This window comes from Chitinophaga sp. YR627, assembly GCF_900114995.1.
Taxonomy (GTDB): Bacteria; Bacteroidota; Bacteroidia; order Chitinophagales; family Chitinophagaceae; genus Chitinophaga.
On record NZ_FOUX01000006.1, the window covers coordinates 233,285 to 258,157 of the forward strand.

Annotated in this window: 13 protein-coding genes and 1 riboswitch; of the genes, 7 read left to right on the forward strand and 6 right to left on the reverse strand. The window is 46.8% G+C overall.

Translation table 11 applies throughout. The features are described from left to right. Positions 1–121: 121 nt before the first annotated feature. The 3 genes from BMZ72_RS30285 to BMZ72_RS30295 all read left to right on the forward strand — a co-directional run bounded on the left by BMZ72_RS30285 (position 122) and on the right by BMZ72_RS30295 (position 7,235). On the forward strand, positions 122–3,487 hold the full coding sequence (locus BMZ72_RS30285; protein WP_177222977.1) for a TonB-dependent receptor: 3,366 nt from the start codon (positions 122–124) through the stop codon (positions 3,485–3,487). Positions 3,488–3,508: 21 nt separating this feature from the next. After that, positions 3,509–4,975, forward strand: coding sequence for a RagB/SusD family nutrient uptake outer membrane protein (locus BMZ72_RS30290; protein ID WP_089814207.1), 1,467 nt, complete (start codon positions 3,509–3,511; stop codon positions 4,973–4,975). A gap of 73 nt (positions 4,976–5,048) precedes the next feature. Next, entirely contained in the window at positions 5,049–7,235 is a 2,187-nt protein-coding gene (locus BMZ72_RS30295) for an alpha-N-acetylglucosaminidase (protein WP_089814208.1), read from the forward strand. A 56-nt stretch (positions 7,236–7,291) separates the two neighbouring features. Here BMZ72_RS30295 and BMZ72_RS30300 read toward each other — a convergent pair whose 3' ends face one another. Next, the gene (locus BMZ72_RS30300; protein WP_089814209.1) at positions 7,292–7,660 is read right to left on the reverse strand and encodes a winged helix-turn-helix transcriptional regulator; all 369 of its coding nucleotides are present in this window, start codon (positions 7,658–7,660) and stop codon (positions 7,292–7,294) included. A 109-nt stretch (positions 7,661–7,769) separates the two neighbouring features. Here BMZ72_RS30300 and BMZ72_RS30305 point away from each other — a divergent pair, with 109 nt between their 5' ends. Beyond that, positions 7,770–8,714, forward strand: coding sequence for a CE1 family esterase (locus BMZ72_RS30305; RefSeq protein WP_177222978.1), 945 nt, complete (start codon positions 7,770–7,772; stop codon positions 8,712–8,714). A 6-nt stretch (positions 8,715–8,720) separates the two neighbouring features. Here the strand turns inward: BMZ72_RS30305 and BMZ72_RS30310 are convergent, their stop codons facing one another. Further along, positions 8,721–12,350 carry a glycosyltransferase gene (locus tag BMZ72_RS30310; protein WP_218155301.1) on the reverse strand — a complete coding sequence of 1,210 codons (3,630 nt, stop codon included), beginning with the start codon at positions 12,348–12,350 and terminating at the stop codon, positions 8,721–8,723. A gap of 109 nt (positions 12,351–12,459) precedes the next feature. Continuing rightward, positions 12,460–13,611, reverse strand: coding sequence for a glycoside hydrolase family 2 TIM barrel-domain containing protein (locus BMZ72_RS30315; RefSeq protein ID WP_177222979.1), 1,152 nt, complete (start codon positions 13,609–13,611; stop codon positions 12,460–12,462). A 489-nt stretch (positions 13,612–14,100) separates the two neighbouring features. Here BMZ72_RS30315 and BMZ72_RS30320 point away from each other — a divergent pair, with 489 nt between their 5' ends. Together BMZ72_RS30320 and BMZ72_RS30325 are read left to right on the forward strand one after the other, a co-directional pair. Next, positions 14,101–17,649 carry a GMC family oxidoreductase N-terminal domain-containing protein gene (locus BMZ72_RS30320; protein ID WP_089814217.1) on the forward strand — a complete coding sequence of 1,183 codons (3,549 nt, stop codon included), beginning with the start codon at positions 14,101–14,103 and terminating at the stop codon, positions 17,647–17,649. 164 nt (positions 17,650–17,813) lie between these two features. Further along, positions 17,814–18,836, forward strand: coding sequence for an SDR family oxidoreductase (locus BMZ72_RS30325; RefSeq protein ID WP_089814953.1), 1,023 nt, complete (start codon positions 17,814–17,816; stop codon positions 18,834–18,836). Between the two features lie 203 nt (positions 18,837–19,039). Here BMZ72_RS30325 and BMZ72_RS30330 read toward each other — a convergent pair whose 3' ends face one another. Further along, a complete protein-coding gene (locus BMZ72_RS30330) occupies positions 19,040–20,536 on the reverse strand; it encodes a PepSY domain-containing protein (RefSeq protein WP_089814219.1) in 1,497 nt (498 codons plus the stop codon). 68 nt (positions 20,537–20,604) lie between these two features. Continuing rightward, positions 20,605–23,025, reverse strand: a complete 2,421-nt coding sequence (locus tag BMZ72_RS30335; RefSeq protein WP_255373334.1) for a TonB-dependent receptor — start codon at positions 23,023–23,025, stop codon at positions 20,605–20,607. 179 nt (positions 23,026–23,204) lie between these two features. Continuing rightward, positions 23,205–23,398: riboswitch (cobalamin riboswitch) on the reverse strand. Between the two features lie 195 nt (positions 23,399–23,593). On the opposite strand from BMZ72_RS30335, the gene BMZ72_RS30340 reads away from it, so the two are divergent. Continuing rightward, positions 23,594–24,301, forward strand: a complete 708-nt coding sequence (locus BMZ72_RS30340) for a class I SAM-dependent methyltransferase (protein WP_089814223.1) — start codon at positions 23,594–23,596, stop codon at positions 24,299–24,301. Positions 24,302–24,400: 99 nt separating this feature from the next. Here the strand turns inward: BMZ72_RS30340 and BMZ72_RS30345 are convergent, their stop codons facing one another. Then, complete coding sequence (locus BMZ72_RS30345) at positions 24,401–24,871, reverse strand: SDR family NAD(P)-dependent oxidoreductase (protein ID WP_255373335.1); 471 nt, start codon at positions 24,869–24,871, stop codon at positions 24,401–24,403. Between the last annotated feature and the right edge of the window lie 2 nt (positions 24,872–24,873).

Sequence of the window (24,873 nt, forward strand, 5' to 3'; positions counted from 1 at the left end):
TATTTCATGTCGCCAAACCTGCATACCCTGGATTCATTATTTACTAACAACAAATCGTATTAAAGTTATGGAAAAAACAGCGCATACACGGGGCTCGTGTATCCAATTCTTATTATTTCTCATGCGATGTTCGGTTTATATATTGATATTTGCCTTTACCTTTTCCTTTTCATTGTTCGCCAATAATACAGACGGGCAGGATATCAGAGAGGTAAAGATCAATCTGACTGTCAGCAATATGAAGCTGTCAGCCGTTCTGGAAAAGATCCAGCAGATGACGCCTTTCCGTTTTGTTTACAATTCCTCGCATATCAAGGCGGCTGCACCGGTAAGTATGCATGTCAGCAATATGCCGGTAGAGAAAGTACTGGCACAGCTGCTCAATACATCCGATTTTAATTTCGAACAGAATAAAACACAGATCATCATTACCAGGAATACCCGGAATGTGATGGCCGATATGGCGCTGGAAGGTGATATGTTGTCACTGCCGGTGGATACCGCGATCACCGTAAAAGGTAAGGTAAAAGATGATAAAGGCCAGCCGCTGATCGGTGTTACCGTAGGTGTAAAAGGCAAAAACAGGGGTGTGACCACTGACGCTACCGGTAGTTTCTCTATCAGGGTTGAAAATAGTGACTCTCTGGTATTCAAAACCATTGGATTCTCTCCGGTGACTGTCAGCGCCCTCTCCAATCTGAATAATATTACCCTGTCCACCAGCACTACCAGTCTGAATGACGTTGTAGTCGTAGGTTATGGTGTACAGACAAGACGTGACCTGACCGGTACCATCTCCACCGTAAAAGGTGCAGATATCAAAAACCTGCCGGTGAGTGATGCCGCACAGGCTATTCAGGGCCGCGTAGCAGGTGTTGATATCGTTCGCTCGGATGGATCTCCTGGTACAACACCAAGTATCCGTATCCGTGGTACAGGTACGATCAATAACTCAGAACCACTGATCGTTATCGATGGTGTGCCTGCAGCCTCTTCCGGCCTGAGTGATATCAATAATAACGATATCGCTTCCATGGAAGTACTGAAAGACGCCTCTTCTTCTGCTATCTACGGTACCCGTGCTGCTAACGGTGTGATCATCATTACCACGAAGAAAGGTACTTACAACGAAAAGCTGAATACCTCTGTAAACATCTATCGTGGTGTATCCAACGTGCGTAAATATCTGCCGTTGCTGACCGCACCTGATCTCGTAAAACTGAAACAGGAGCGTTATACCAATGATGGTCTGTCAGTACCGGCTATCTGGCAGGACCCATATTATGCCGTACAGCGTACTGACTGGCAGAAAGCTTTATTCAATACCGGTCATGTGACCAATGCGGATGTATCCATCAAAGGTGGTAGCGCATTTTCCAACTACCTGTTCTCTCTGGGTTACTACGATGAAAAAGGATTGATCACCAATACCTATTTCAAACGTTTTACCGTACGTATTAATTCAGAACACAGGATCAACAGCCGTCTGAAAGTAGGAGAGAACTTACAGCTGACTGCCCGCAAGGGTAATTCACTGGATACCTATTCTTCTCAGACAGGTCTTATTTTCAGCGCCCTGCGTTTCAACCCTGCTATTCCTGTGAAGGATGAAAACGGTAACTATGGATCCGCTCAGGGTAGTAATGAACTGGGTGACATCAACAACCCGGTGTATACTGCTGAAACAACAGATGCCTGGGTAAAGAACTATCGTATCCTGGCGAACGCATTCGCAGAAGTAGAGATCATCAGAGACCTGAAACTGCGTCTGAACTACGCATTTGACGGAACACTGAGCAACTCTTTCAGCTTCCTGCCTAAGACGCTCACACAGGTACGTACCCGTGATGATGCGGAATTAAACCAGGCGAATACAAGCACCAACCAACACCTGGGTGAAGCTTTTCTGAGTTATAATAAGACCCTGGCGCAGAAACACCAGATCTCCCTGACGGGTGGTGTTTCCTACCAGAAATATACCGGCAGCTATTTCAATGCACAGCGTAATGGTTTTGATGATGAATCTCCTTATGTGCTGGTGCTGGACAATGGTTCCATCGTTTACAATGCTGCTGGTAACTATTATGCGACCAACATCCTGGCATCCGGATTTGTAAGAGGTTTCTATAGCTTTAAAGGTAAATACCTGCTGACCGCTACCATGCGTGCAGATGGTTCTTCCAGATTTGCACCGGGTAACCGCTGGGGATATTTCCCTGCCGTATCTGCAGGATGGCGTATTTCTGATGAAGACTTCTTTAAAAAGAATGTGCATGCTGTCAGCAACCTGAAACTGACCGGTGGATGGGGCGTACTGGGTAACCAGAACGTAACTGAATTCCAGTACCTGGCTACTGTTGTAAAAAACCGTAAATATAACTTCGGTGATGTGCCTTATACCGGTATCTGGAACTCCAGTCTGGCAAACAACGCTATTACCTGGGAAAAAGCACACATGACCAATATCAGCATGGAGATCGGATTCCTGAACAACGCGCTGAATGGTACGATCACTTACTTCAACAAGAATACTATAGACATGCTGGTACCTGCTGCAAAGCCTGACCTGCATGGTACATCTACGGTGCCTGATGAGAATATCGGCCGACTGAACAACCACGGTTGGGAGTTTGAGGTATCCTATCAGGGTGGTAAAAAAGCGTTTACTTATTTCTTAGCTGCGAATGCTACAGTACTGAAGAACAAAGTAACCAGACTGTATTCAAGTAACTCATATATCGGTTCATCTAACTACGGTCGTCAGAACCAGGAGATTTCCCGTACTTACGAAGGCCAGCCGATCGCTTCTTTCTATGGATGGAAAACAGCTGGTCTGTATCAGAACCAGGCACAGATCGATAACGATCCTTACATCGCTAAAGATGGCAGGAAAGCGAACATCAAACCAGGTGACGTACGTTTCGTAGACGTTAATAACGACGGTGCGATCACTGAAGCTGACCGTGTTTATCTGGGCGATCCTAATCCTCGTCTGCAATACGGTTTCCAGGCAGGTGGTAACTTTAAGGGCTTTGATCTGAATCTCTCCTTTACCGGCGTAGCAGGTGTTAAACTGTACAACGCAGATAAAATGCAGGGTCTGGATCCAACCTATTCATACAATTACTATGCAGAACAGCTGAACCGCTGGCATGGTGAGGGTACCAGCAACAGCGTATCCCGTATGACCCTGAGCGATAACAATGGTAACTACCGTACCTCCGACAGGTTCATTGAAAAAGGTAACTATTTCGCCCTGCGCAACGTTTCACTGGGATATACCATTCCTGCGAAAGTATGGGGTGGCCAGTCAAATGCGCCTGGTATCCGTGTGTACGTAGCCGGACAGAATATGTTCATCGTCACCAACTACTCCGGACTGAATCCTGAACTGGGTTATACAGACGGTAACAAGCAGAGAGGTGTGGACGTAGCGACCTATCCACAGGCAAGAAGTATAACATTTGGTGCTTCAATGAATTTCTAAGCTTCATTTAACCAATGGACCATGACAACAAAAAATCGTAATAAACTTTTAATTATAGCTGCGGTACTGTTTACTTCCATGACCTCCTGCGATAGCATCCTGGACGTAACTCCGAAAGGCACCTATACCACCGCTACTTACTGGCGTAACCAGTCAGATGCAGTCAATGGTATTACCGGTATTTATAACGTACTGCTGGAAGAAGATTTCACAGGACACGCCGAGTTTACTTTTGATGATCCTTCTGATGACCAGTACCGTGCGGGTGACCACTCTGAAGATGTGGCTATCGAAAACCTTACCTATGATGCAGCAAATGCACAGGTACGTTTCGGCTGGAAATGGAAATATGAAATGATCAACCGTGCAAACAGTGCATTGATCTACATCCCGAAGATCACTTCCATAGACGAGGATATTAAAAACCGTTGTCTGGGTGAAGCCCGTTTCCTGCGTGCATTTGCCTACTGGAGACTGATGCTGGTATACGGCGAAGCGCCGGTTGTATCAGAAGATGATGTACTGACGGGTAATTATAACAAGCCGAAAGTAAGCATAGATAGTCTGCGTGGTATGATCCAGACGGACCTGCTGGCAGCAGCAGACCTCCTGCCTGATAGCTACGAAGGCGCTGACAGAGGCCGTGTATCAAAAGGCTCTGCATGGGGCTTACTGTGTAAGCTGTACATGTACTGGGAGAAGCTGGATCAGGCGATCATCTATGGCGAGAAAGTGATCAACAGCGGTAAGTACAATCTTGCACCAACTTATGTAGCGAACTTTACACCGGAAACAAGTAACAATGATGAAATGCTGTTTGCTGTGCAGACAAGCGATACCTGGGGCTACTCAGATTTCACTACTTACTATACACCGCGCGAATGGAACGGATGGAACTTCCACCAGCCACTGAAACAACTGGTAGATGAATTCGAACAGAATGATGCGCGTAAGGCAGTATCCATCATGTCTCCTGGTGATAAGATCAATATTGGTTCTTCTATTGCAACATACAATGCAAACATGTCAGAGACCGGTTATCACTTCCGTAAATTCTCTTACTGGAAACCTAATGGTGGTCTGAACTATTCCCTGAAGACGCCTTTGCTGAGAACTGCAGATATCATGCTGCTGGTGGCAGAAGCGAAGATCCGTAAGTCTGGTGCAGGTGCAGGTGATACAGAGATCAATAAAGTGCGTAAAAGAGCAGGTCTGGGTGATGTAAGCGGTGCAGGTATGCCGGCTGTTATCCATGAGCGTCGTGTGGAACTGAGCGGCGAAAATGAACGCCACCAGGACCTGATGCGCTGGGACAAAGCGGGGCTGCTGGATATCACCACATACTATAACAAACCTAAGTATGGCAGAGATGGTAATATCCTGGTACAGGCGCGTAATTTCATCAGACCTAAGCATTATTATTTCCCATTGCCACAAACAGAGATTGATAAGAGCAATGGTGTACTGAAGCAAAACGAGAATTACTAACACAACTATCATTCATCAATCTGAAGGAAAATGGCTGGTATCATCCGCCATTTTCCTTTAAAGTAGTTTTTTCATGCAATTGAAAAAGATCATTGCTGCCTTGTTGCTCGGCACCGCAGGATTACCTGCATTTGCACAGATAGACAAGGCCGCTACGGACGCGTTTTTAAAAAGGGTCGTAAAGGACAGGGCTGCCGCATTTACCTGCGAATACCTGCCTGCGGACAATGGAAAGGATGTATTTGAAATAGAAAGTAATGGCAACCGTATTGTGTTGCGCGGAAACAACGGCGTGAGCGTAGCATCGGCATTGAACTACTATCTCAGAAATTACTGTAATTCGATCATTACCTGGAACGGTACAAACCTTCATCTGCCGGCTGTATTGCCTGTTGTGAAGGAGAAAGAGCACCATGTGACGCCGTATAAATATCGCTATTATATCAACTACTGTACATTCCAGTACAGCATGGCCTGGTGGAACAGGGAGAGATGGCAGCAGGAAATAGACTGGATGGCGATGAATGGCATCAACATGCCATTGGCGCTTACCGGTGAAGAAGCTATCTGGCAGGAAGTGTATAAAGAGATGGGCTTTACGGATGCAGAACTGGACAAATTTTTCAGCGGACCAGCTTATTTCTCCTGGCTCTGGATGGGGAATATCGATGCCTGGGGCGGTCCATTGCCACAACACTGGAAAGATAGTCACAAAGCCTTACAGCAAAAGATCCTGGCAGCAGAACGTAGTATGGGTATGCTGCCAATACTGCCTGCTTTTACCGGACACGTACCGCCGGCATTCAAAGACAAATACCCGAATGAGATCGTAAAGCCGACCAACTGGGACGCTGGTTTCCCGGATGTATATATACTCGATCCGAACAGTCCGATGTTTGATAAGATCGGTAAGAAATTTCTGGAAGCACAAACCAAAGCTTTCGGTACCGATCACTTTTATTCAGCGGATACCTTTAATGAAAATGTGCCGCCTTCCAGCGATTCTTCTTTCCTGGATGCCATGAGCCGTAAGGTATACGCATCTATGGCAGCCGCTGATCCGAAAGCCGTATGGGTGATGCAGGGATGGATGTTCCATTATAATGCCAGTTACTGGCATCAGCCGCAGATCCGTGCTTTACTGAATGCAGTGCCTGACGACCATATGATCGTACTGGACCTTTACAGTGAAAGTCATCCTGAATGGAAGAATACACAGGCTTACTATGGTAAACCATGGATCTGGAATATGCTGCACAACTTCGGCGGCAACACGGGTATGTGGGGATTAATGGATGCTGCTGCGCACGATCCGGCTACAGCCTTACATGATCCGGCTTCCGGAAAGATGTCGGGCATTGGTCTGACACCGGAAGGTATCGAGCAGAATCCTGCATTATACCAGCTGATGATCGATAACGTTTGGAGAGATCAGCCGATTAACGTAGATACCTGGCTGCAATCGTATGCAAAGCAGCGTTATGGTGTAGAAAATGAAGCAGTGAACAAGGCCTGGCAGATCCTGTATCATACAGTATACATCGGTGGTCCTACCGAAGGAGCACCGGAATCGATCATTGTTGCAAGACCAACACTGGATATAGCCGCAGAGAGAGTAAAGACAAAACTGGAATATGATCCGGCCAAAGTAGTACCGGCCTGGGATCTTTTCATCAGTGCAGCCGCACAGGTGAAACCAACAGCAGGGTTTAAGTATGACCTGGTAGATGTGACCCGTCAGGTGCTTGGTAACTATGCCAGTCCTTTACAACAGCGTGTAGCTACTGCTTACCGCAATAAGGACCTCGCAGCATTTAAGCAATACAGCACACAGTTCCTCGGACTCCTGGACGACATGGATATGCTATTAGGTACCCAGGAAGGATTTCTGCTGGGCAAATGGGTAAGCGATGCACGGAGTAATGGGATTACGCCGGCAGAGCAGGACCTGTATGAGTTCAATGCGAAAGACCTGGTGACTTTGTGGGGAGATAAGGATAGTCCGGTACACGAATATTCAAACCGTCAGTGGAACGGGCTGATTAAAGGCTTTTATAAGCCTCGTTGGCAGCAGTTCTTCACTTTGCTGGAAGCCAGCCTTAAAAAGGGCGAAACAGCCGATTTAAAGGCATTTGAAGAGCAGGTGAAGGCATTTGAGTGGAAATGGGCGAACGGGCATGATAAATATGCCGCAAAGCCACAGGGAGACCCGGTGAAAGCTGCCGTACAATTACACAAGAAATATCGTAAGATGATGTAATAAAGATTTTCTGTTTTAATCTAGGCCGTTCCCCATTCCTGGGGGGGCTATTTTTTTCAATCTTTATGCATGATCTTTTTCTTATGCATCGTGCCCCAGTCATTCAGCGAGGAGATCACATTCATCAGTGAGTGACTGTACTCCAGCAATTCATATTCTACCAGCAAAGTGGTGGATTCACTTCGTTCAATCCTGCGGACGAAACCGTTCAGTTCAAGATCTTTCAGATCATTTGACAACACCCGGGCAGAGATACCCTTCAATGCCTTCTGCAATTCGTTAAAACGTTTCTTTCCATTGGAAAGTGCGATGATGATCCGCAGTTTCCATTTGCCTCCGATTACGTACAGGGCATCTCCCACAGCATTGATCATTTCCACGCATTGCTGATCAGATATCGGATCCTTTAAATTACACTCGTGCATAGTTCAGGCAGTTACTTTAAGGTTAGCGCTAACCTTTTACTTATCAATACGAAAGCGGGAACTAATGTACATAAGTTTGCGGCATTACAGGAAATTAAAACTATCAGCAATGTATTTACTGAAGATCGGATTTATCAGCCTGGCCGTATTACTGGTCATCATCGCCGCTTTGTACAGTTACTATATCTATGCACCCGTACCAAAGACACCGCCACTCAGCGCAACTATCAGCGCATCCGCTATAAAGGTGGGCCAACTGGAACGCAGTTTCCTCTCGTATGTGCCCGCTAAACCACATGATCATCCCGCACTCGTTATTATGCTGCATGGTTCTGGTCTGGACGGGAAGCGTTTTCGGGAATGGACCGGTTACAGCTTTGATCAGCTGGCGGATAAACATGGCTTTCTGGTTGCTTATCCCGACGGATATAAGGGCAACTGGAATGATTGCCGTATGGATGCTCCTTTTGAGGCAAAGCAGCTGAATATCGACGATATGGGCTTTCTGCATGCGTTGATTGCGTACTATGAAAAGCAATACAATATTGATCCAAAAAAGGTCTTTGTGTTTGGCTATTCCAACGGCGGACAAATGGCTTTCAGACTGGGTATGGAAACGCCTGAGAAGGTAGCTGGTATCGCTGCCGTGTGTGCGAGTCTGCCGGATGCAGCTACCTGCTCCTGTACCATGGAGGGCGCCACTTCGCCGGTATTGCTGGTGAATGGTACAGCCGATAAGATCATTCCTTATAACGGAGGGGAAGTAAACCTTTTCTTTAAGAAAGTAGGTACTGCGATTTCCGCGCCTGCCACGGCGCAACATTTCGCAGAGAGAAATCAGGCTACAGAAGAAAAGTCTGCAACTGCATCAGCCACGGTATCGCAACGTACATGGAAAAAAGAAGGGCGTACCCTTGTGCAGCTGATCAGTATATCAGGTGGTGGACACACTGTTCCTCAGCCGGGATTCAGGTTCCCGCGATTGCTGGGCATGACGTCTGCGGCGTATGATAGTCCGTCGGAAGCCTGTCATTTCTTCGGACTGGATAAATAAGTGCTTTTATTTTATCAGCGGGGTATGCAGATTGGAAAGGGCAGTGGTCACGTATTGTCCTTTCCCTGCTACAAGATACAGCCGGTATAATTCCGGCGACTTAGGGATATGCAGATTGAGCACAGGTCCGCTACCTGCATGTTCCATATAAATACCATTTTCCCATCCATCTGTTTTGTACAGGTACCACTCAAAATGCAGCGAGGGATCGAAGTAACCCTCCAGATTCCATTGTCCCTTCTCAAATACCAGTGCGCTGTAAGTCAGTACAGCACCGGGATCCGTTACTCTGGCCGGTTTCAGTATTTTTATTGCCGGTAATGCCGGTGCAGGTACACTGCCATGCCAGTATTGTGCGAGGCGTACGGCGTCGGGTTTGTAATGACCATAGAGATCTGTCAGCCCATTGAAGGTGATCGCATCTCTGGTCTGCGCGTCCTGCCATGCGTCTATAAATACCGGCCCTTTTTTACTGGCAGCTATGTAATTATCTGCATGGATACCGCTGAAGAAATATGGAATATCAGTAACTGTGATGTTGCCGCCGGTAGCGTCTTTCGGTGAGACAAGCCCTATTGCGGAGAGTTCCGGAATAGCATCCGCGATGGTTTGTACTGTCAGCGAGAAACGGTGTCCCTCCGGTACATCCAGTGTAACAGGTCTTCCGGGATCAACTGCTTTGATCTGCTGCACCAGCTTTCTCAGCCAGCGTATATACTGATCCTCGTGATAAAGCAATGAAGGCGATATGTACCTGTCGTCCAGCGCTTCCCAGTAATTATTCCCGAGGTGCCAGCCGATAATACTTTTGTTGTCTTTGTTACTACGGACGGTATTCACAACTGAATGGATATAGTCTTCCGGCCATTCTTCCATTCCCTCATCGAGGGCGGGTTCCGGCATCCAGAAACCATATTGTATCTGCATGCCCAGATCCGCAGCAACGGAGAAAATGTTGTGATCATATACACCGGGACCATAACGCCTGATCGTATTGATACCAATGCGTTGCATGGATTGGAGATCGGTCATCACTTCTTTTCGCGTCAGTGTATGATGGTTCCTGAACCAGGGGATACCTTTTGAATATATAACGCCTCTGATGGTGTCACTCAGAAGGGCGTTTTGTCTATGGCTGACCATATTGACAGCGGGTAGCATGACAGGCTTGTTGATGGAAGCAGCACTGTTTTTCTGCAGATCATTGAGGAGAGACAATGGTGCAGAAGGCTCCAGCAGTTCCCAGTTCAGCATATCTACAGTGGTGTTGCCAACCGTGTTTTTATCAAAACTGCTGTTGAAAAGAATAGTGGCTTTTACCTCCGGAAAATGATCTGTGATATCGGCAAATGCATCCTGCAGCCAGCCACTTTGTCCGGGTTCTCTGGCCAGGGAACCTGTTTCTGCGATCATTACCGGTAATCCGGAGCGGAAAAGCGCCTGTGTATGGAATGGCTGGTAGAGCTGACTGAAATTATACCATTGCCCGTCCGGATTCAGTCTGCCGTAATTAAGCATGGTAACAGCCAGCCAGTCAACATATTCCCTGCCGGGGAAATACCTGTTCGCTGTCGCTGCCTTCCATGGGTTCCATACCCATACTACATTTCTGGCGCCTGCGCGCTGGAAGAAATCATGTATGTACCTCCATGCGGCGATATATTCTGTGGCTTTGTTATGTCCTTTTGCAGACCATGGATAAGCAGGGTTGTCCGGCTCATGCGCAAAGCGGATGAATACAGGCCGGCGCAGGGAGATGATACGTTGTGCAAACTGTTGCAGGTAGTTGTCAAAAATGCCATTGCTGATATGCGTCATGATCTTCTGCTCATCGCGCAGTTCATCGTCTTTCAGCTCATCGTTAAAAAGGGCGGCCCAGGGTTCCCAGGTGATCATCGGCACAGCATGAAAGGAATAGATCTCATTCATTAGTGAATCGTCCGGCAGGCAGGCAGGCTTATCTCCCCAGGGGATATAACAGGAGATGATATTGAAAGATGCACCTTTCACAGCAACGTAATGCATGACCTGCTCTATCGAGGTCATACCACTTGTATCTGCCGGACTGAATATCCCTGTATAGAAAATATTTTCTTTGTAGGCGTGTGATGACTGATAAGCCGGCGGTGGTTTATTATCCTCATAAATAAACCAGGAGGTGAAACCACAAACGATCAATGTAAGCGACATGGCGGATTTACGCATCATCACATAAACGCCATGTCTGAATTTCCAGAGTCTTACTTTTACCGCATAGTAGTGATGGTATACAAACTCCATAGTTGTTTGCGGCGCGACATTACTCATACGGCCTTTCCAGATGCCTGCCAGGATATTGAACAACATGATCAGGCAGTTGACGAATGCAATGCCTGCCATCACCCAGGAATAAGGATTCCAGTCCAGCCATAGTCCGTATATAATGGCCGTCACTGACACCAGCAGAATGATGCCATTGGGAATAAACAGTTTCCAGCTGGTGCCTTCCCTGTCATCTTTGGGTGTTGGGATATAGGGTACTTTTTTACGGATAATGGTATAAAACAGACCTAACACATAGATCCACCAGGTGCCTATCTGTAATAACCCACCAACTATATGAAAACCACTTTCCTCTTCCGCCATGACCCAACGTTGTACGAAATGTCTTACCAGTATGGTACTGGCCAGGAAAGGAATGCTGATGATACCGAATGAAAGCAGGTCGAACTGACAGGGGATGATATCCAGTACAAGGGCGAGTACCGGTACCAGGAAATTGATAAAAGACATCACTCCGGAGAAGTAATGAAAGGGCAGTGTGCCGTAATGTATTTTTTGTTGCCAGGTAAACTTCCGGAACAATTTCGGATAGGTAGCCACCAGTAATTCAAACGTGCCTCTTGCCCATTTCAGTTGCTGTTTGTAATAAGCGGAAAGGGTAGAGGGCACCAGTCCAAGCGTCAACACTTCTGGTACATACACTGATTTCCATCCTTTGGCGTGTAGCTGCATGGCGGTATGCATATCTTCTGCGAGTCCGGCAGCATGACCACCAATACTGTCGAGCGCACTACGCCTGAAGGTACAGTTAGCGCCGATTGCCTGTACGGTACCGTAGGTGTTCATAGACATCATCATAGGTCCGTAGAACTGAAAGGTTTGCTGCGCAGCGCCTTTGGCAATGATATTATCACCGATATTGCCGTATGCCTGTACGATCTGCACAAATCCTATTTCCGGATCAATAAAGTAAGGTACTACACGATCGAGGAATTCGGGTATAGGTACATGATCCGGGTCCATTACGACACAGAGTTCGCCTGTAGCATATTGTAAGGCATTATTGATGTTACCTGCTTTGGCATCTTTACGGTTTGTCCTGGTGACGTGCCGTACGCCTAACCGTTGGCATACTTCTATGAGATAAGGATCATTTGCTTCATCACAAAGCCAGGTGGTATGGGGATAGGTAATGGCCTGCATAGCGGTAAGCGTCTCTACGATCATCTCATAGGGCTCTCCGGCACAGAAGGTAGTGAATATATCGACGGTAGGATCTATTTTGGTACGGGGCCGTACGGGCATAGAGATATAGAAGTAGTGATACCACTCGTGCAGCACTTTCAGGCAGAAGTAGACAATGCCTGACATCATCAGCCAGTATAGGGGTTTATTTCCTATGTTGGCAGGGTTGAAGAGGCTGCACAGGAGTATCCCCATACTGGCTATCCCGGTTACAATGATAAACCGAAGGACCAATAACTCAGTGCTTGTAGGCCGTGATACGCGTATCCGTATTTTTGTCTTTGTTTTCAATTACGTAAAAGGGTGTATTGGCAGTTGCAATATTTCCATATTTGTCATAGACCCATGAATAGATACGATAAGGGCCTTCTTTCGACGGCGAACGGAAGGTGATCCGGGCGCTGTTCTGAGGTGTGATCCCTGCATCGTAGACGTGCATGTTAGCGATGTATCCGGGGTCAAAGTCCTCATCTGTCACTTCCCAGAGAATACGTAGCCGGGAAGTATCAGTCGTTGTCAGTTTTAACTCAGCGGTCTGCACCGTATCCGGTGACAGAAAGATGTTGTCAACCGGTTGCTTACCATTTATCAGCAAGCGTTCCACTTCCGGGGCCGGATGCTGTGGTAGTCTGTTTGTCCAGCATGATTCCATTTCCTGTACGAGCGCTGTTTTTGCGCCATGCTGATCAACAATGCTGTACCAGGTAGGTGTGACCTCGGATTTGTATCCCCAGTAAAAGGTAAGCGCACCGAGGAAACGTGGATTATTTACCGGAAGATACTTTGTATAGAATTCATGATAATATTTTGCTTTTTCGGTGCTGGTAGGTTCAATGGGAGCGCTCCATGCCGTCGTCCTTGATTCCTGTGGAGAATAGATCCCCCATTCTGAGATGAGGAAGGGGCCATTCCATAGCCAGTCATTGGATGATAGCTGCTTGTCAAGTTTTTTCAGGTCGCCGAAAGTATTAAACGAAAGCAGATCAAGTCCGGATATTTTCAGCCTGATATTCATAACATTTCTTAACTGATAATTGATCATGGCCGTCGTCACCGGATGATCCGGATCTTCGGTATGTATCATGTCCAGCAAGCGGTTATAAACGGCATAAAACCGGTTATATTCAGGACTGTAGGGGAAGTCTACTTCATTACCCAGGCACCACATCAGCAAAGCAGGGTGGGAGCGGTAACGCAACACCACACTCCGGAAGGCATTGTATTGTGCCTCCACTTTCTTTTCATCACGGTAAAAATGGTCGAGATACCTGCTTTCGGGAACATAAAAGCCGGCAATGACGGCCAGGTTATTGGCAGCAGCTTCATCCAGAATTGCTTTAAGATTGGTGGTATCCCAGGTACGGATGGTATTACCTCCTATTGTTTTCAACGTGGACATATTTGTGTAACCGGCTCCTCCCTTTACCAGGAACGGGCTACTGTTTCGATATAATGTATACTTCCCGTTTTCCCTGGATATATACACCTTACCGGATGGCCTGATTGTTCTATCACCTTTGCAGCCATACAGTTGGAGTAGCAGCATACAGGGGAAAAGGAAGTACCGTCTGATACGATCTGGCGTCATTCGGTAGCTGATAAGATTTTAGAACATCATCAAACATTCACTGTTGTTATAAATGTAATGAAATTCGGGTGAAATTCCCGCAGTTTTATTTGTCAGCCGGTCTTCCGGGCAGATGACCGGTTTTTATGCATGCGGACGGCCGCTTTATAAATACAAACTGGTTGGTATTGCCTGTTAGGAAAGAACAGGTTAACTTTATATACAACCTCAGAAAGAGGCTCGTCGTTCCGGGCGGGCCTCTTTTAGTATTTGTGTTCAATCAGCTTTCGTTACCCCGGTTAAAATGCCCTTATGAATATACCTGTATTGTTTTATTTCCACGGTTATGTAAAGCGGGATCCGTTGGATCATACACCACCTTTCGCCCGCATGATACTGGCTATATTGATCAACGCAATCCTCAGCGCGGGATTGTTCCTGCTGGCAGGGCAATCGCTGCATTTTCGCTCAACAACGGTATTGATAGTAATGGCTGCTGTCAACTGCCTGTTGTATGGTCCGGCAAATGTATTGCTCAGGAAATGTTCTTCACTTGTCACCGCGCTGCTGGTATTTGCCCCTTTTTTTCTGTATGATCTCTACCAGGAAAATCATTTCAGGCAAGCCGGCGCCATTCATCCTGCCTGCTGGGAATATAATGCAGATTTTATCTTCGCAGGGATGCAACCACCGGTATTGCGTTCATTGGTACTGTTTGCACTGTATGCCCTTATTTTCGGTGTGCTGTCTATCTGGTTGTACCGGATAGCGGGGCGACTGGTGTATGGTAAAAAAGAGGAAGTGACTGAACCTGACGAAAGGGCCTATAAACTGTTTTTCAGCGAAGAACGTTCTTCAGAAGATATTCCCAAACCCCGCCGGGATTTCGCTTTTCTGGCACTGCGGATCCTGGGGTCTTTCTATCTTTTTTATCTGCTGGTGCTGATCATCGGCATCCTGGGAGAACATGTCTGGCCGGGTCAGATACAACAGCTGATCAGGATGACCTATGCCAATCCGGCCCTGGCCATCAATACCTACTTTAAGATCATTCTGATGACTACCCTGGCCTTTGTAGCCGCGTATAATAAGAGTCTGCGTTATCACTGCTCACTGGCATTATTTGCGGGACATCTTGTGTCTACCGTCTATGCCCTGGTCTTTCATTATTGCACCGCCTTACAGGCTTCAGATCCTACCAACTTTTTACTGACCTCCGCTATCACAGATGGCGCTTTACTGGTGCTGTTTGTCTGGATCGCTGTTGCGTATAAAAAAGACGCAGCGATACACGCAGCATCAAGAGATCTGCCGATCAATTTCTCCGTGCCGCTTACGCTGGTAAAATACCTGTATACCGGCATGTCTGTGCTCTTCGTATTATTTTGTGCAGGTATTGTACTGATCCGTTTAAAAGCATCTCCGGACGGGGGAATAGGGGCTGTCTATGGTGCACCTGATCCGATGATCGGTAACACTGTCACCCTGTATGGTACCCTGGCAGTGTTATGTATATTTCTGATCAATAAGGAGGCATTGCGCAATCATTTCTTTAATGCACTGGTGATCCCATTATTCGCAGGCGGCAGTATCGCGGTACTATGGCTGATCATCGGTGACCTGAATGGGGGTATTTTTATTACCACCAGATCCGGCGCAGCCGTACAGGTAAACTGGTATTTCCCTTTGTTTGCATTGGTACATGCTTTACTGGCAACGCTGATGATCAGGATCAGGAAAATGTACTATGATATTGATTACACCACCAACACCTTAAGTCCGTCTTCTGCCATCAGTGTAATGGCATTGAGTAATGCCTTTTTTAACAGTGATAACCAGCAACAGGCCAGTGACCTCGAACTGGTCGATAAATATGCCGGTGGCATCAAAGGACGTAAGAGAGGTTTACTGAACCTGCCTTTTGCACTCTTTGAAAATATACTCAACCTGATCTATGGCATCCGTCCCTGTTTTTCCTCCATGCAGCGGGATGAACAGCGGTACTATCTGAGCCGTTATTTCTTCCGTAATGAATGGCAGCGTAAACGGGCATTTATTCCCCCATTGGCGGAGCTGGCCTATCAGATAGGACTGTCCCTGAATTCTATTATCATGTTTGCGCATTATTCTACGATCAATGTGCGCAATGCCATGGGCTATGTGCCGGTCAATGCCAGGGATCGTACACAAGGGGATATGCCTGCTTATCCGCCGCCACATGAAAGTATTGCACGTCTGCCACTCGATGAAAAAGACCCGGCTAATTTTAAGCCTGCCGGTATGCCGGAAAAAGAAGAGGTAGCACCAAGGGTGACCACACCGGTGAAAGAAGATAAACTGCCGCAGGAGGTCGATTATTTTATTGTCGGTTCAGGTGCAGGTGGCGCTATCGCTGCTTACAGACTTGCATGTACAGTAGCAGATCCCGGACGTATCCTTTTACTGGAAAGAGGCACCCGTTATCAGCCTTTGCAGGATTTCCAGGATACAGAGATCGAGATGATGAAGAAGGTCTATAAAGAAGGCGGATTGCAACAAACAAAAACCTTCAGCATGACCCTTTTACAGGGGGAATGCGTGGGTGGTACGACTGTCATTAATAACGCAGTTTGCTTCACCATACCAGATACGATCAAGGAAATATGGCAACAGCAGTATGATATAGATCTGTCCGGACTGGAGACCGAATATCAGCAGATTGCCGCTGAATTATCGATCAGACCACTGGAGTCAAATGGGGTAAACAGAGAGGTGGCGGCCCGGTTTAGTCAGGCGGTTGAACGCTACAACCAGACAGCTGCCGATAAACTGATCACTACCTTTCCGGTACTGGTCAATCACCTGAATACCATGGGAGATGGTAACTGGAATCTGGGGAATAAACGGATGCGTAAACGTAGCATGCTGGAAACCTATATTCCCTGGGCAGAATCAAGGGGCGTAAAGGTGATCCCCAATATGACGGCAGTACAGTTTATCGAAGACCCTGCACAGCCGGGAAGGGCAGGAGAAGTGATCGTACGGGCGGATAATGGCTACTTACAACGCGTAAAGGTAAAGAAGGCGGTAATTGTGGCCGGCGGGGTGATCTCCAGCAGCCATTTCCTGATGCGGAGCGGTGTTAAGAACGATAATATCGGCAAACGCCTCAGCTGCAATTTTGCCTTACCGGTAGCCTTTGAATTTGACCGTCCCGTCAGGGCATATGATGGTGATCAGATCACCATGGCGGCAATGGATAGTAAAGGCAGAGCTATTTTTGAGACGTATTTCAATCCGCCTGCTTCTTTTGGCCTCAGCAGCATTCCTTTCTTTTTTGACCGCAGGGACGCTATTACAGGCCGTTATTGCTACTATCTGAACCTGGGGGCACTCATTGGTTCATCCGCAGGGGGAGAGGTGCTTAAAAAGGCTGATTTGATCAATGGACAGGCATTTGTATGGCAGCTGGGGGAAGAAGATATCTCAAAGATCAAATTTGCCATTGAAAAACTGATAGAACTGGGCCGGTTTGGGGGCGCTGTTAAAGCAGTGATTCCCACAAAACCGGGTATCGAAATAGACCTTACCAATGAAGATGAAGTAGACCGTTTTATCGGACAACTATCCGGCTTCCCGGTAAGGATGAAAGACCTGCCTGTCAGTACGGCTCACCCGCAGGGCGGTAACCTGATGGCCGGTAGTAAATCACCGCACCGCGCACAACGTGTTGTAGATGAATCGTTCTGTCTGGAGGGGTATAGTAATGTGTTTGTAACAGATGCTTCGCTGTTTCCGGTCAGTATAACCGTCAATCCGCAATGGACGATCATGGCCCTGAGTTCGCTGGCCTGTAAAAAGATCGTCAGCCGGTTTAAGTAAACTTTGCCCGGAAGTGTAGCAGCTGATAAACGTTCATCAGGTATAGTTCTCCACAGATAGAATCCTGCAATAGGGCGCTTATGACGTTGACTGTTGCTGGTATGAAATTCGGACGAATAGATAATGTATGTTTTACCATTCATTACTCATTCAAAGTATTTTATATGGACAGCAAAAATTTATATAATCGTCGTCAGGCTATTGGAGGTATTGGAGTTGGGCTTGCATCACTGATGGTTACTCCGGCATTCAGCGCATCTGCTGGCGGAGCCGCAGGAGGAAGTGTAACCGGAGCAGACGCTGGCGCAGAATTGGAAAACCCCGTTACAAAATACCCCAAACCACCATTTAAAGAGCAATCTCAACCCTGGCCGGGACTGGCCGCCAAAATGGAACCCAAACCCGATCATGGTGAAATCAGTTATAAAGGCTCCAACCGGCTGGCCGGCAGAAAAGCATTGATCACAGGTGGTGATTCCGGTATGGGCCGTGCTGCCGCAATTGCCTATGCGCGCGAAGGTGCTGACGTCGCAATCAATTACCTGCCTGCGGAAGAAGAGGACGCAAAGGAAGTGGTAGAACTGATCAAAAAAGCCGGTCGTAAAGCAGTCGCTATTCCAGGTGATCTGCGGGAAGAAGCTTTTTGTCAGCAGATGGTTGCAGAGGCAGTACGTCAGTTAGGTGGACTGGATATTCTGGTGAATAATGCAGCACGCCAGCAAACGCAGAAAAGCATCATGGATATCACCAGCGAGGCTTTTGATGCGACAATGAAGACAAATATTTACGCGCCTTTCTGGACGGTAAAAGCGGCATTACCACACCTGAAACCTGGTGCTGTGATCATTGCGACTTCCAGCGAACAGGCCACAGACCCCTCGGCAGAACTATATGATTACGCACAGACAAAAGCAGCTACTACCAGTTATGTGAAATCACTGGCCAAACAGCTGGCAGAAAAAGGTATTCGTGTAAATGGCGTAGCGCCGGGACCTATCTGGACACCTTTGCAGGTCAGTGGTGGTGCGACTATGGAGAAACTGAAAAACTTCGGTGGTGATACGCCTTTTAAACGGCCCGGACAACCTGTCGAACTGGCATCCATATATGTACAGTTGGCAGCCAGTGACGGTAGTTATGCAACTGGCCAGATTTATGGTGCTACAGGTGGTAATGGACAGCCTTAATCTATAGTCAGACTATACTTATCTGCCGCTAATGCTCCCTTTCAAACGAAGCATTAGCGTAGGATATGTATAGTCTGACTATAGTTAAACACTAAGATCATACACTATAAATAAAATAGCCGCCCCGGTGAACCGGGACGGCAGTGGCGGTGACAATTCCCATCCTCCCAGAGGGAACGCCACACCAGGTAGTTATGCTGTTATCAGCTGATTTTTTTTGCCTTTCTTTTGATCCATTTTCCCGTCAATACCAATCCGGTTACACTGACCAGCGTACCTCCAAAAAGGAGTAACCACATGATCGTATCCCATAAGGGTCTTTTGTATACGAGAAAGCCAAAATCCAGGCTATGTAAGCCATGGTATAACCAACGCTCGATACGGCTTCCTTTTTCGTGTTTGAGCGCCAGCTGCCCTGTTTTTAGATCAATATAGTACCAGCTCTGCTCCGGGTTATCTACCCTTATTCTCAATACCGGTAGGCGTTTTTCATAAGTGCGTGAATAGTAATAGTTATCATAGCTGTTCATCACGGCTGTATCCTGGATCGCCTGTTCGGGTTGAAACGCCTTCACGGTTTCGGTCAACGCATTGGAAGGGAATACCTCAAAAGGCTGGCTATCTGCCCGATCTGCCGCCAATAGACAGGTGTGATGATAATCCTGATAAGCGAGGTAATAAGGCTTACCCAGCACCTGTATCAGTTGTATTTCTTTTACTGTTAATAAAGGCCTGAATGCATTCACTGCCTGTGCCGGTGATACCGTAAAGGCAGTAGTGTTTAATGGTCCGCCGGATAAGCGTTTGCGCGCTTCCAGTATTTTACCGCTATCAGGACCAAAGTCAACCGGACTCATTGAAAACAGGCCACTCAGTATCCAGGTAAATATGAAAATGCCAAACACAAATCCTGTGTAGTGGTGATAACGGAACCAGGGCTTCTTATAAGGACTGAAAGCGATGGACTGCTTTTTCTTTCTCTTATACCGGGTAAAACCCATGACAATACCCGTGATACTCATCACTACGCCAATCAGGGAAACCCATATGACTACCTGACTCCATACAGGCCGGTTGCGGATCAGCACCGTCGGATAGATCCAGTGAGGAATAGGTCCCAGCCAGGCCAGGAAGCGTTGTCTGGCGTTCAGCATTTGTACCACTTCTCCGGTATAGATGGATACATACACATAGGTTTTTTCCTCATCATCCATCTTAAAACGATAGACCTGTGGCAGATATCCCTGATAGCGATGCGCGGCCATCCACTGGTCTATTTTAGTTAGTTTTTCGACAGCTACCGGATGACTGCGATTACCCACAAAAGCCTGTGCAACCTGACTGGCCAGTGCAGTATCTACCTCATTCAATAAGTCGCCATTGTCAGCAAAGACTGCCAGGTGTTTATTCTGCTGCGTAACGATCCTGTAAATGGGCCGGTTCAGTAACATACCGAGGCGGATAGTAGTAACTGTATCTGTCAGGTGGCCTGCTGTAATAGCCTGCCGGGCACTAAGGTGACATTGTTCCATATTCACCGGAGGCAGCTTTTGTAATCGCTGATGATGTTTCATCGTCGGATAACTCACATACATCATCACAAACCCCGAGAGAAACCAGATAACAAACAACAGGCTCAACACAAAGCCCAGGTACCGGTGCAGTAACAGAATGATTTTTTTCAGCTGTTTAATAAACATTTGAAGTAGGATCGGATGATAAAATGGAGACCTCCCTTCCGCTTTTACAGCAGAAGAGAGGCTGGTATTTAGAGGGAGTATTTTAAAGTCAGCAGGTAGTTCCTGGTAGCACCCGGATAAAACTGATTTGTGATGATCACATTGGCGAAATAACGCTCGTTGGCGATGTTATTTACATTCAGGCGCAGACCAACTTTACCGATCTGGTAACCAATAGCTGCATCCAGTACAGTATACGCTGGTAATACATACGTGTTGTTACTGTTAGCATAGGTGTCGCTCATGTAGTTCATGCCCATACCCATACTCAGACCACGTAAAACAGTTTGTTGCAGCTGATAGTTTACCCATATGTTAGCCATGTGTGCAGGCGCCAGCGCTACCGTTTTTCCGGCCACGGAATTGATGTCATTTCCTGCAAAAGGACGATACTTTGCATCTGTGAATGTATATCCTGCGTTGACGTCAAGACCCGCCAGCGGACTACCCTGTAACTCGATCTCATAGCCTTTGGAATCCGCAGAACCAACGCGTTTGTATACGCCCCCCGGCAGACTTTCCACCTGGTTGTTCTTTCTCATATAGTAGAGAGAACCGGTGAGTGACCATGCTTTGCTCAGGTCCAGACGTGAACCGAATTCTGCCTGATATCCATCTTCCGGATCAAAGGTCTCGCCATTAGGCGCTACCCTGCGGGATGGTTTGAAATAAGTGGAGTAAGAGCCATATATGGACAACGCTTCAATTGGCTGATAGACCAAACCTGCACGGTAGGTGAATGCAGAAGATGGAATATCTGTTTTGGCGCCTTTATCTGTAACGTGGTGAGTCCTGTCTATTTTATTGGTATAATACGTACCGCGGAAGATATCATAACGCAGGCCTACCAATGCTTTCAGTTTGTCGGAGAACCTGAGCCATTCCTGTATATAAAAGCCATGTACGTTCTCTTCTGTCGCCCTGTACTGCGTCTGATAATAATCGATATTACCCTGACTCAGCACCGGATTTTGTACTGCGACCTGTGCATAAAGTCCGCTACCCGTGATGTTGCCGTTGTAAGTCTTACGATCGAGGATACTGAGGGAATAACCAAACAACAGCTTATGTTCGATATTGCCTGTCTGTGTTGTATATGTCAGTTCAAGCTGATTTTGCAGCGGTTTGGTAATATGATTGAAATACAGGGGAGAGGTGCGTGTCAGCGAGTCCAAGGCTTCGTTGAACGTCAGTTCTTCCGTTGAAAGATAATCGATGTTATCATAGGAGTAAGACAGCTGGTCAGATAGAACCAGTTTACTATTGAACTGATGCGTATAGCGCAGCTGGAAATCGTAACGCGTATTTTTCAGGAAATCAGCGGGATCATTGTAACGGGTGTCAACATTCATGCCCGGAGCGATCTTACCACCTTCCAGTACGGGAATACCTGCATCCGTATCATATTTATCTTTGTTTGCACCGACACTCAGATAAAAGTTGTCGCGTGCCGTAGGTGTATATTCCAGCGCGAGGTAGGCGTTGTTGGTATTGACGCCTGACTGACGATAGCCATCTGTTTCAGACAGACCCACGTCTACCCTGTAGGCGAGTTTATTATTGATCGCACCACCTGCACCTGCACGCATACGACGCGTATTAAAACTACCGTAAGAAGCAGAGAATTCCGCTTTCTGTTCTTTAGAAGGACGTTTGCGTACCAGGTTAATGATACCACCCAGTGCGGAGTGCCCAAATAACACAGATGCGGGTCCTTTCAACACTTCTATACGCTCGATATTGGCCAGGTTCGTACTGGGAGCACTGGTAGAGATGTTATGACGTTCATCTCTGACGCCGTCTACGAGTAATACAAAGTTATTAAAACCACGGATGGTGAAGTGCTGGAAGCCACCATAGGTATTATTGGCACGTACACCTGTCGTGTTTTTCATGGCTTCTCCCAGATCGTCTGTCCCTCTTTGTTCGAGTGTACGGGCAGAAACTGCGGAGGTAGTCAGCGGTAGATCCCTGACAGGGACAGCTATTTTATTGATACCGGCAAAGGATGATACCTGTGCGGTACTCACTGTTACTTCGGATAGCTGGCCGGTATGACTGTTCAGCTGAAAAGACAGTGTGGTTGTTTGTCCGCTGGTGATCACAGCAGGATGCTTCGCAGGATGATAACCTACACCACTTGCTGCAAGCGTATAATTACCTGCAGGGATGTTTGCAAATGCGAAGTTGCCATCGGCATCTGTTACGGTACCATGACCGGTGCCATGTAGTCTTACGGTGATATCCGCCAGTGGTTGCCCCGTTTCTGTAGTGATCTGTCCGCGCAAACCACCGGTACGTGCTGCGTTTGTCTGAGATTGTGCATGGAGTTTGTTCACCGGCAGAAAAGGGTGAATCATGCAGACAAGCGCACAAAGAAAAACAACCTGTAAATAAAAAGAAAAGTAATAATGCCCCGTCCTGGCTTTACCAGTTGTAGAAATTTGCATTGATAGCGTTGATGAAGAAAATAAAACAATTGTTCTTCAGTACTTTACCATGCGATCGGGTGCAGCTGTACAGAAAAGGCAGGAGGCTTTTATAAATACACAAATGATCCGCGGGCGTAATAATGATTACACCCCGGCCACTAAACCTCCATTCTCGACGTTGCTTCAGTCCACGAAAGCATTGCCAGCATAAAAAAGGCAGGTCTCCTGACTTGTAACATTGCTACCGTCCTTCCCATCCGCTTTTAGCTGGACAGTGGACTTCTTTTGGCAGCAACTGATTGTGTTACTTACAGTTGCGGGACAGTTCGTGATTTTCACACGATTCCCTATTAATCTGCGATTAAGCAGAACCTTTTTAAGTTGGGGAAAGAAAAAGAACGTAAACGGGGCAAATATAGCGTTTTTTTAATTCGCCCGGAATTTGACCCATATGCGTTACGTTGTGACTGCTTTTTATATCTGTTGCTGACCTCACCTACTTTAAAGCGTGATCTGACTGATATCTGAAGATCCCCCTTTTTCCGGTTAGGTGCTGCATATTGAAAATTATTTTTATTTTTACCGGATGCCAGACAGACAAATACCTTACGCTTTTAATCCGGATATACGCTTTCCGGCCTATCTTACAAGGAAGGCGCTCCTGAACGCGCTGACTATCTATATTCCTCAATTGAAAGGGCGTTTAATGGATTTTGGCTGTGGTTCGAAACCCTATAAGAGTCTGTTTTCTGTCGATGAATATATCGGTGTGGATTATGATAGTGAAGGTCATCCGCATGATGATGAGCCTGTAGATGTGTTCTATGATGGCAGGCACCTGCCTTTTCCGGATCAGCATTTTGACGCGGTGTTCAGCACCGAGGTATTTGAGCACGTATTCAATCTGGAGGAGATCCTGTTAGAGATCAACCGGGTTATGAAGCCAGGCGGGCGTATACTGATTACCTGTCCGTTTGCGATCTGTGAGCATGAAGAGCCTAACGATTACGCCCGTTATACCATTTTTGCATTACGCAGCCTGTTTGAAAAGAGCGGTTTTAAAGTATTGCAGATAGATAAAACCGGCGGTAATATAGAGACGATCATGCAACTGAAGATCACTTATGTGGCCAGACATATTCTGCCGATCTTCCGTAAAATACCGGTTGTAAGATCGCTGGCCCGTCTGTTTGTATATAGTTCCATGAACCTTTATACAATTGTATTAGCGGCAATTTTGCCCCGCAGAAAGGACCTTTATCTGAATAATATCTTTTTGTGTGAGAAGTTATAAATTATAGACGATCGCTTATTACTGCCGGTTAACAGCGCAGTATTGCAATAATCATTCAATAAAAGAGGATGTTCACCGTATGGCGAACATCCTCTTTTATTAATAGCTATATCTATCCGTGCCGATAATTAGTTCAGTCCTTCCCGAAACTGGAGTGGCGTCACCTGCGCCAGAGCTGATATTGATGATCGTACCTGCGCTCTTTGCGCGGAAATGGGGGAGGATCGCTCTTACAACATCCATTGCTCCGAATACGTTTACAGCAAACTGATCCTGTATTCCTTCAGGAGAGATGCTCTCGAAAATGCCAAAGAGGCCATAACCTGCATTGTTCACTACCACATCAATATTACCAAAACGTTCAATGCCAGCTGCAATAGCCGTTTCGATACTTGCCTTGTCCTGTACATCCAGTTTTGTAACGAAAACACGATCCGGTTTTTGGAGGTCTCCCGCCTTTGTAATATCACGCATGGTGGCAATCACATTCCAGCCTTTCCGGGCGAAATAATGTACTGCTGAAGCGCCAAATCCTGTAGAGGTACCTGTAATCAATATAGTTTTGTTCATTC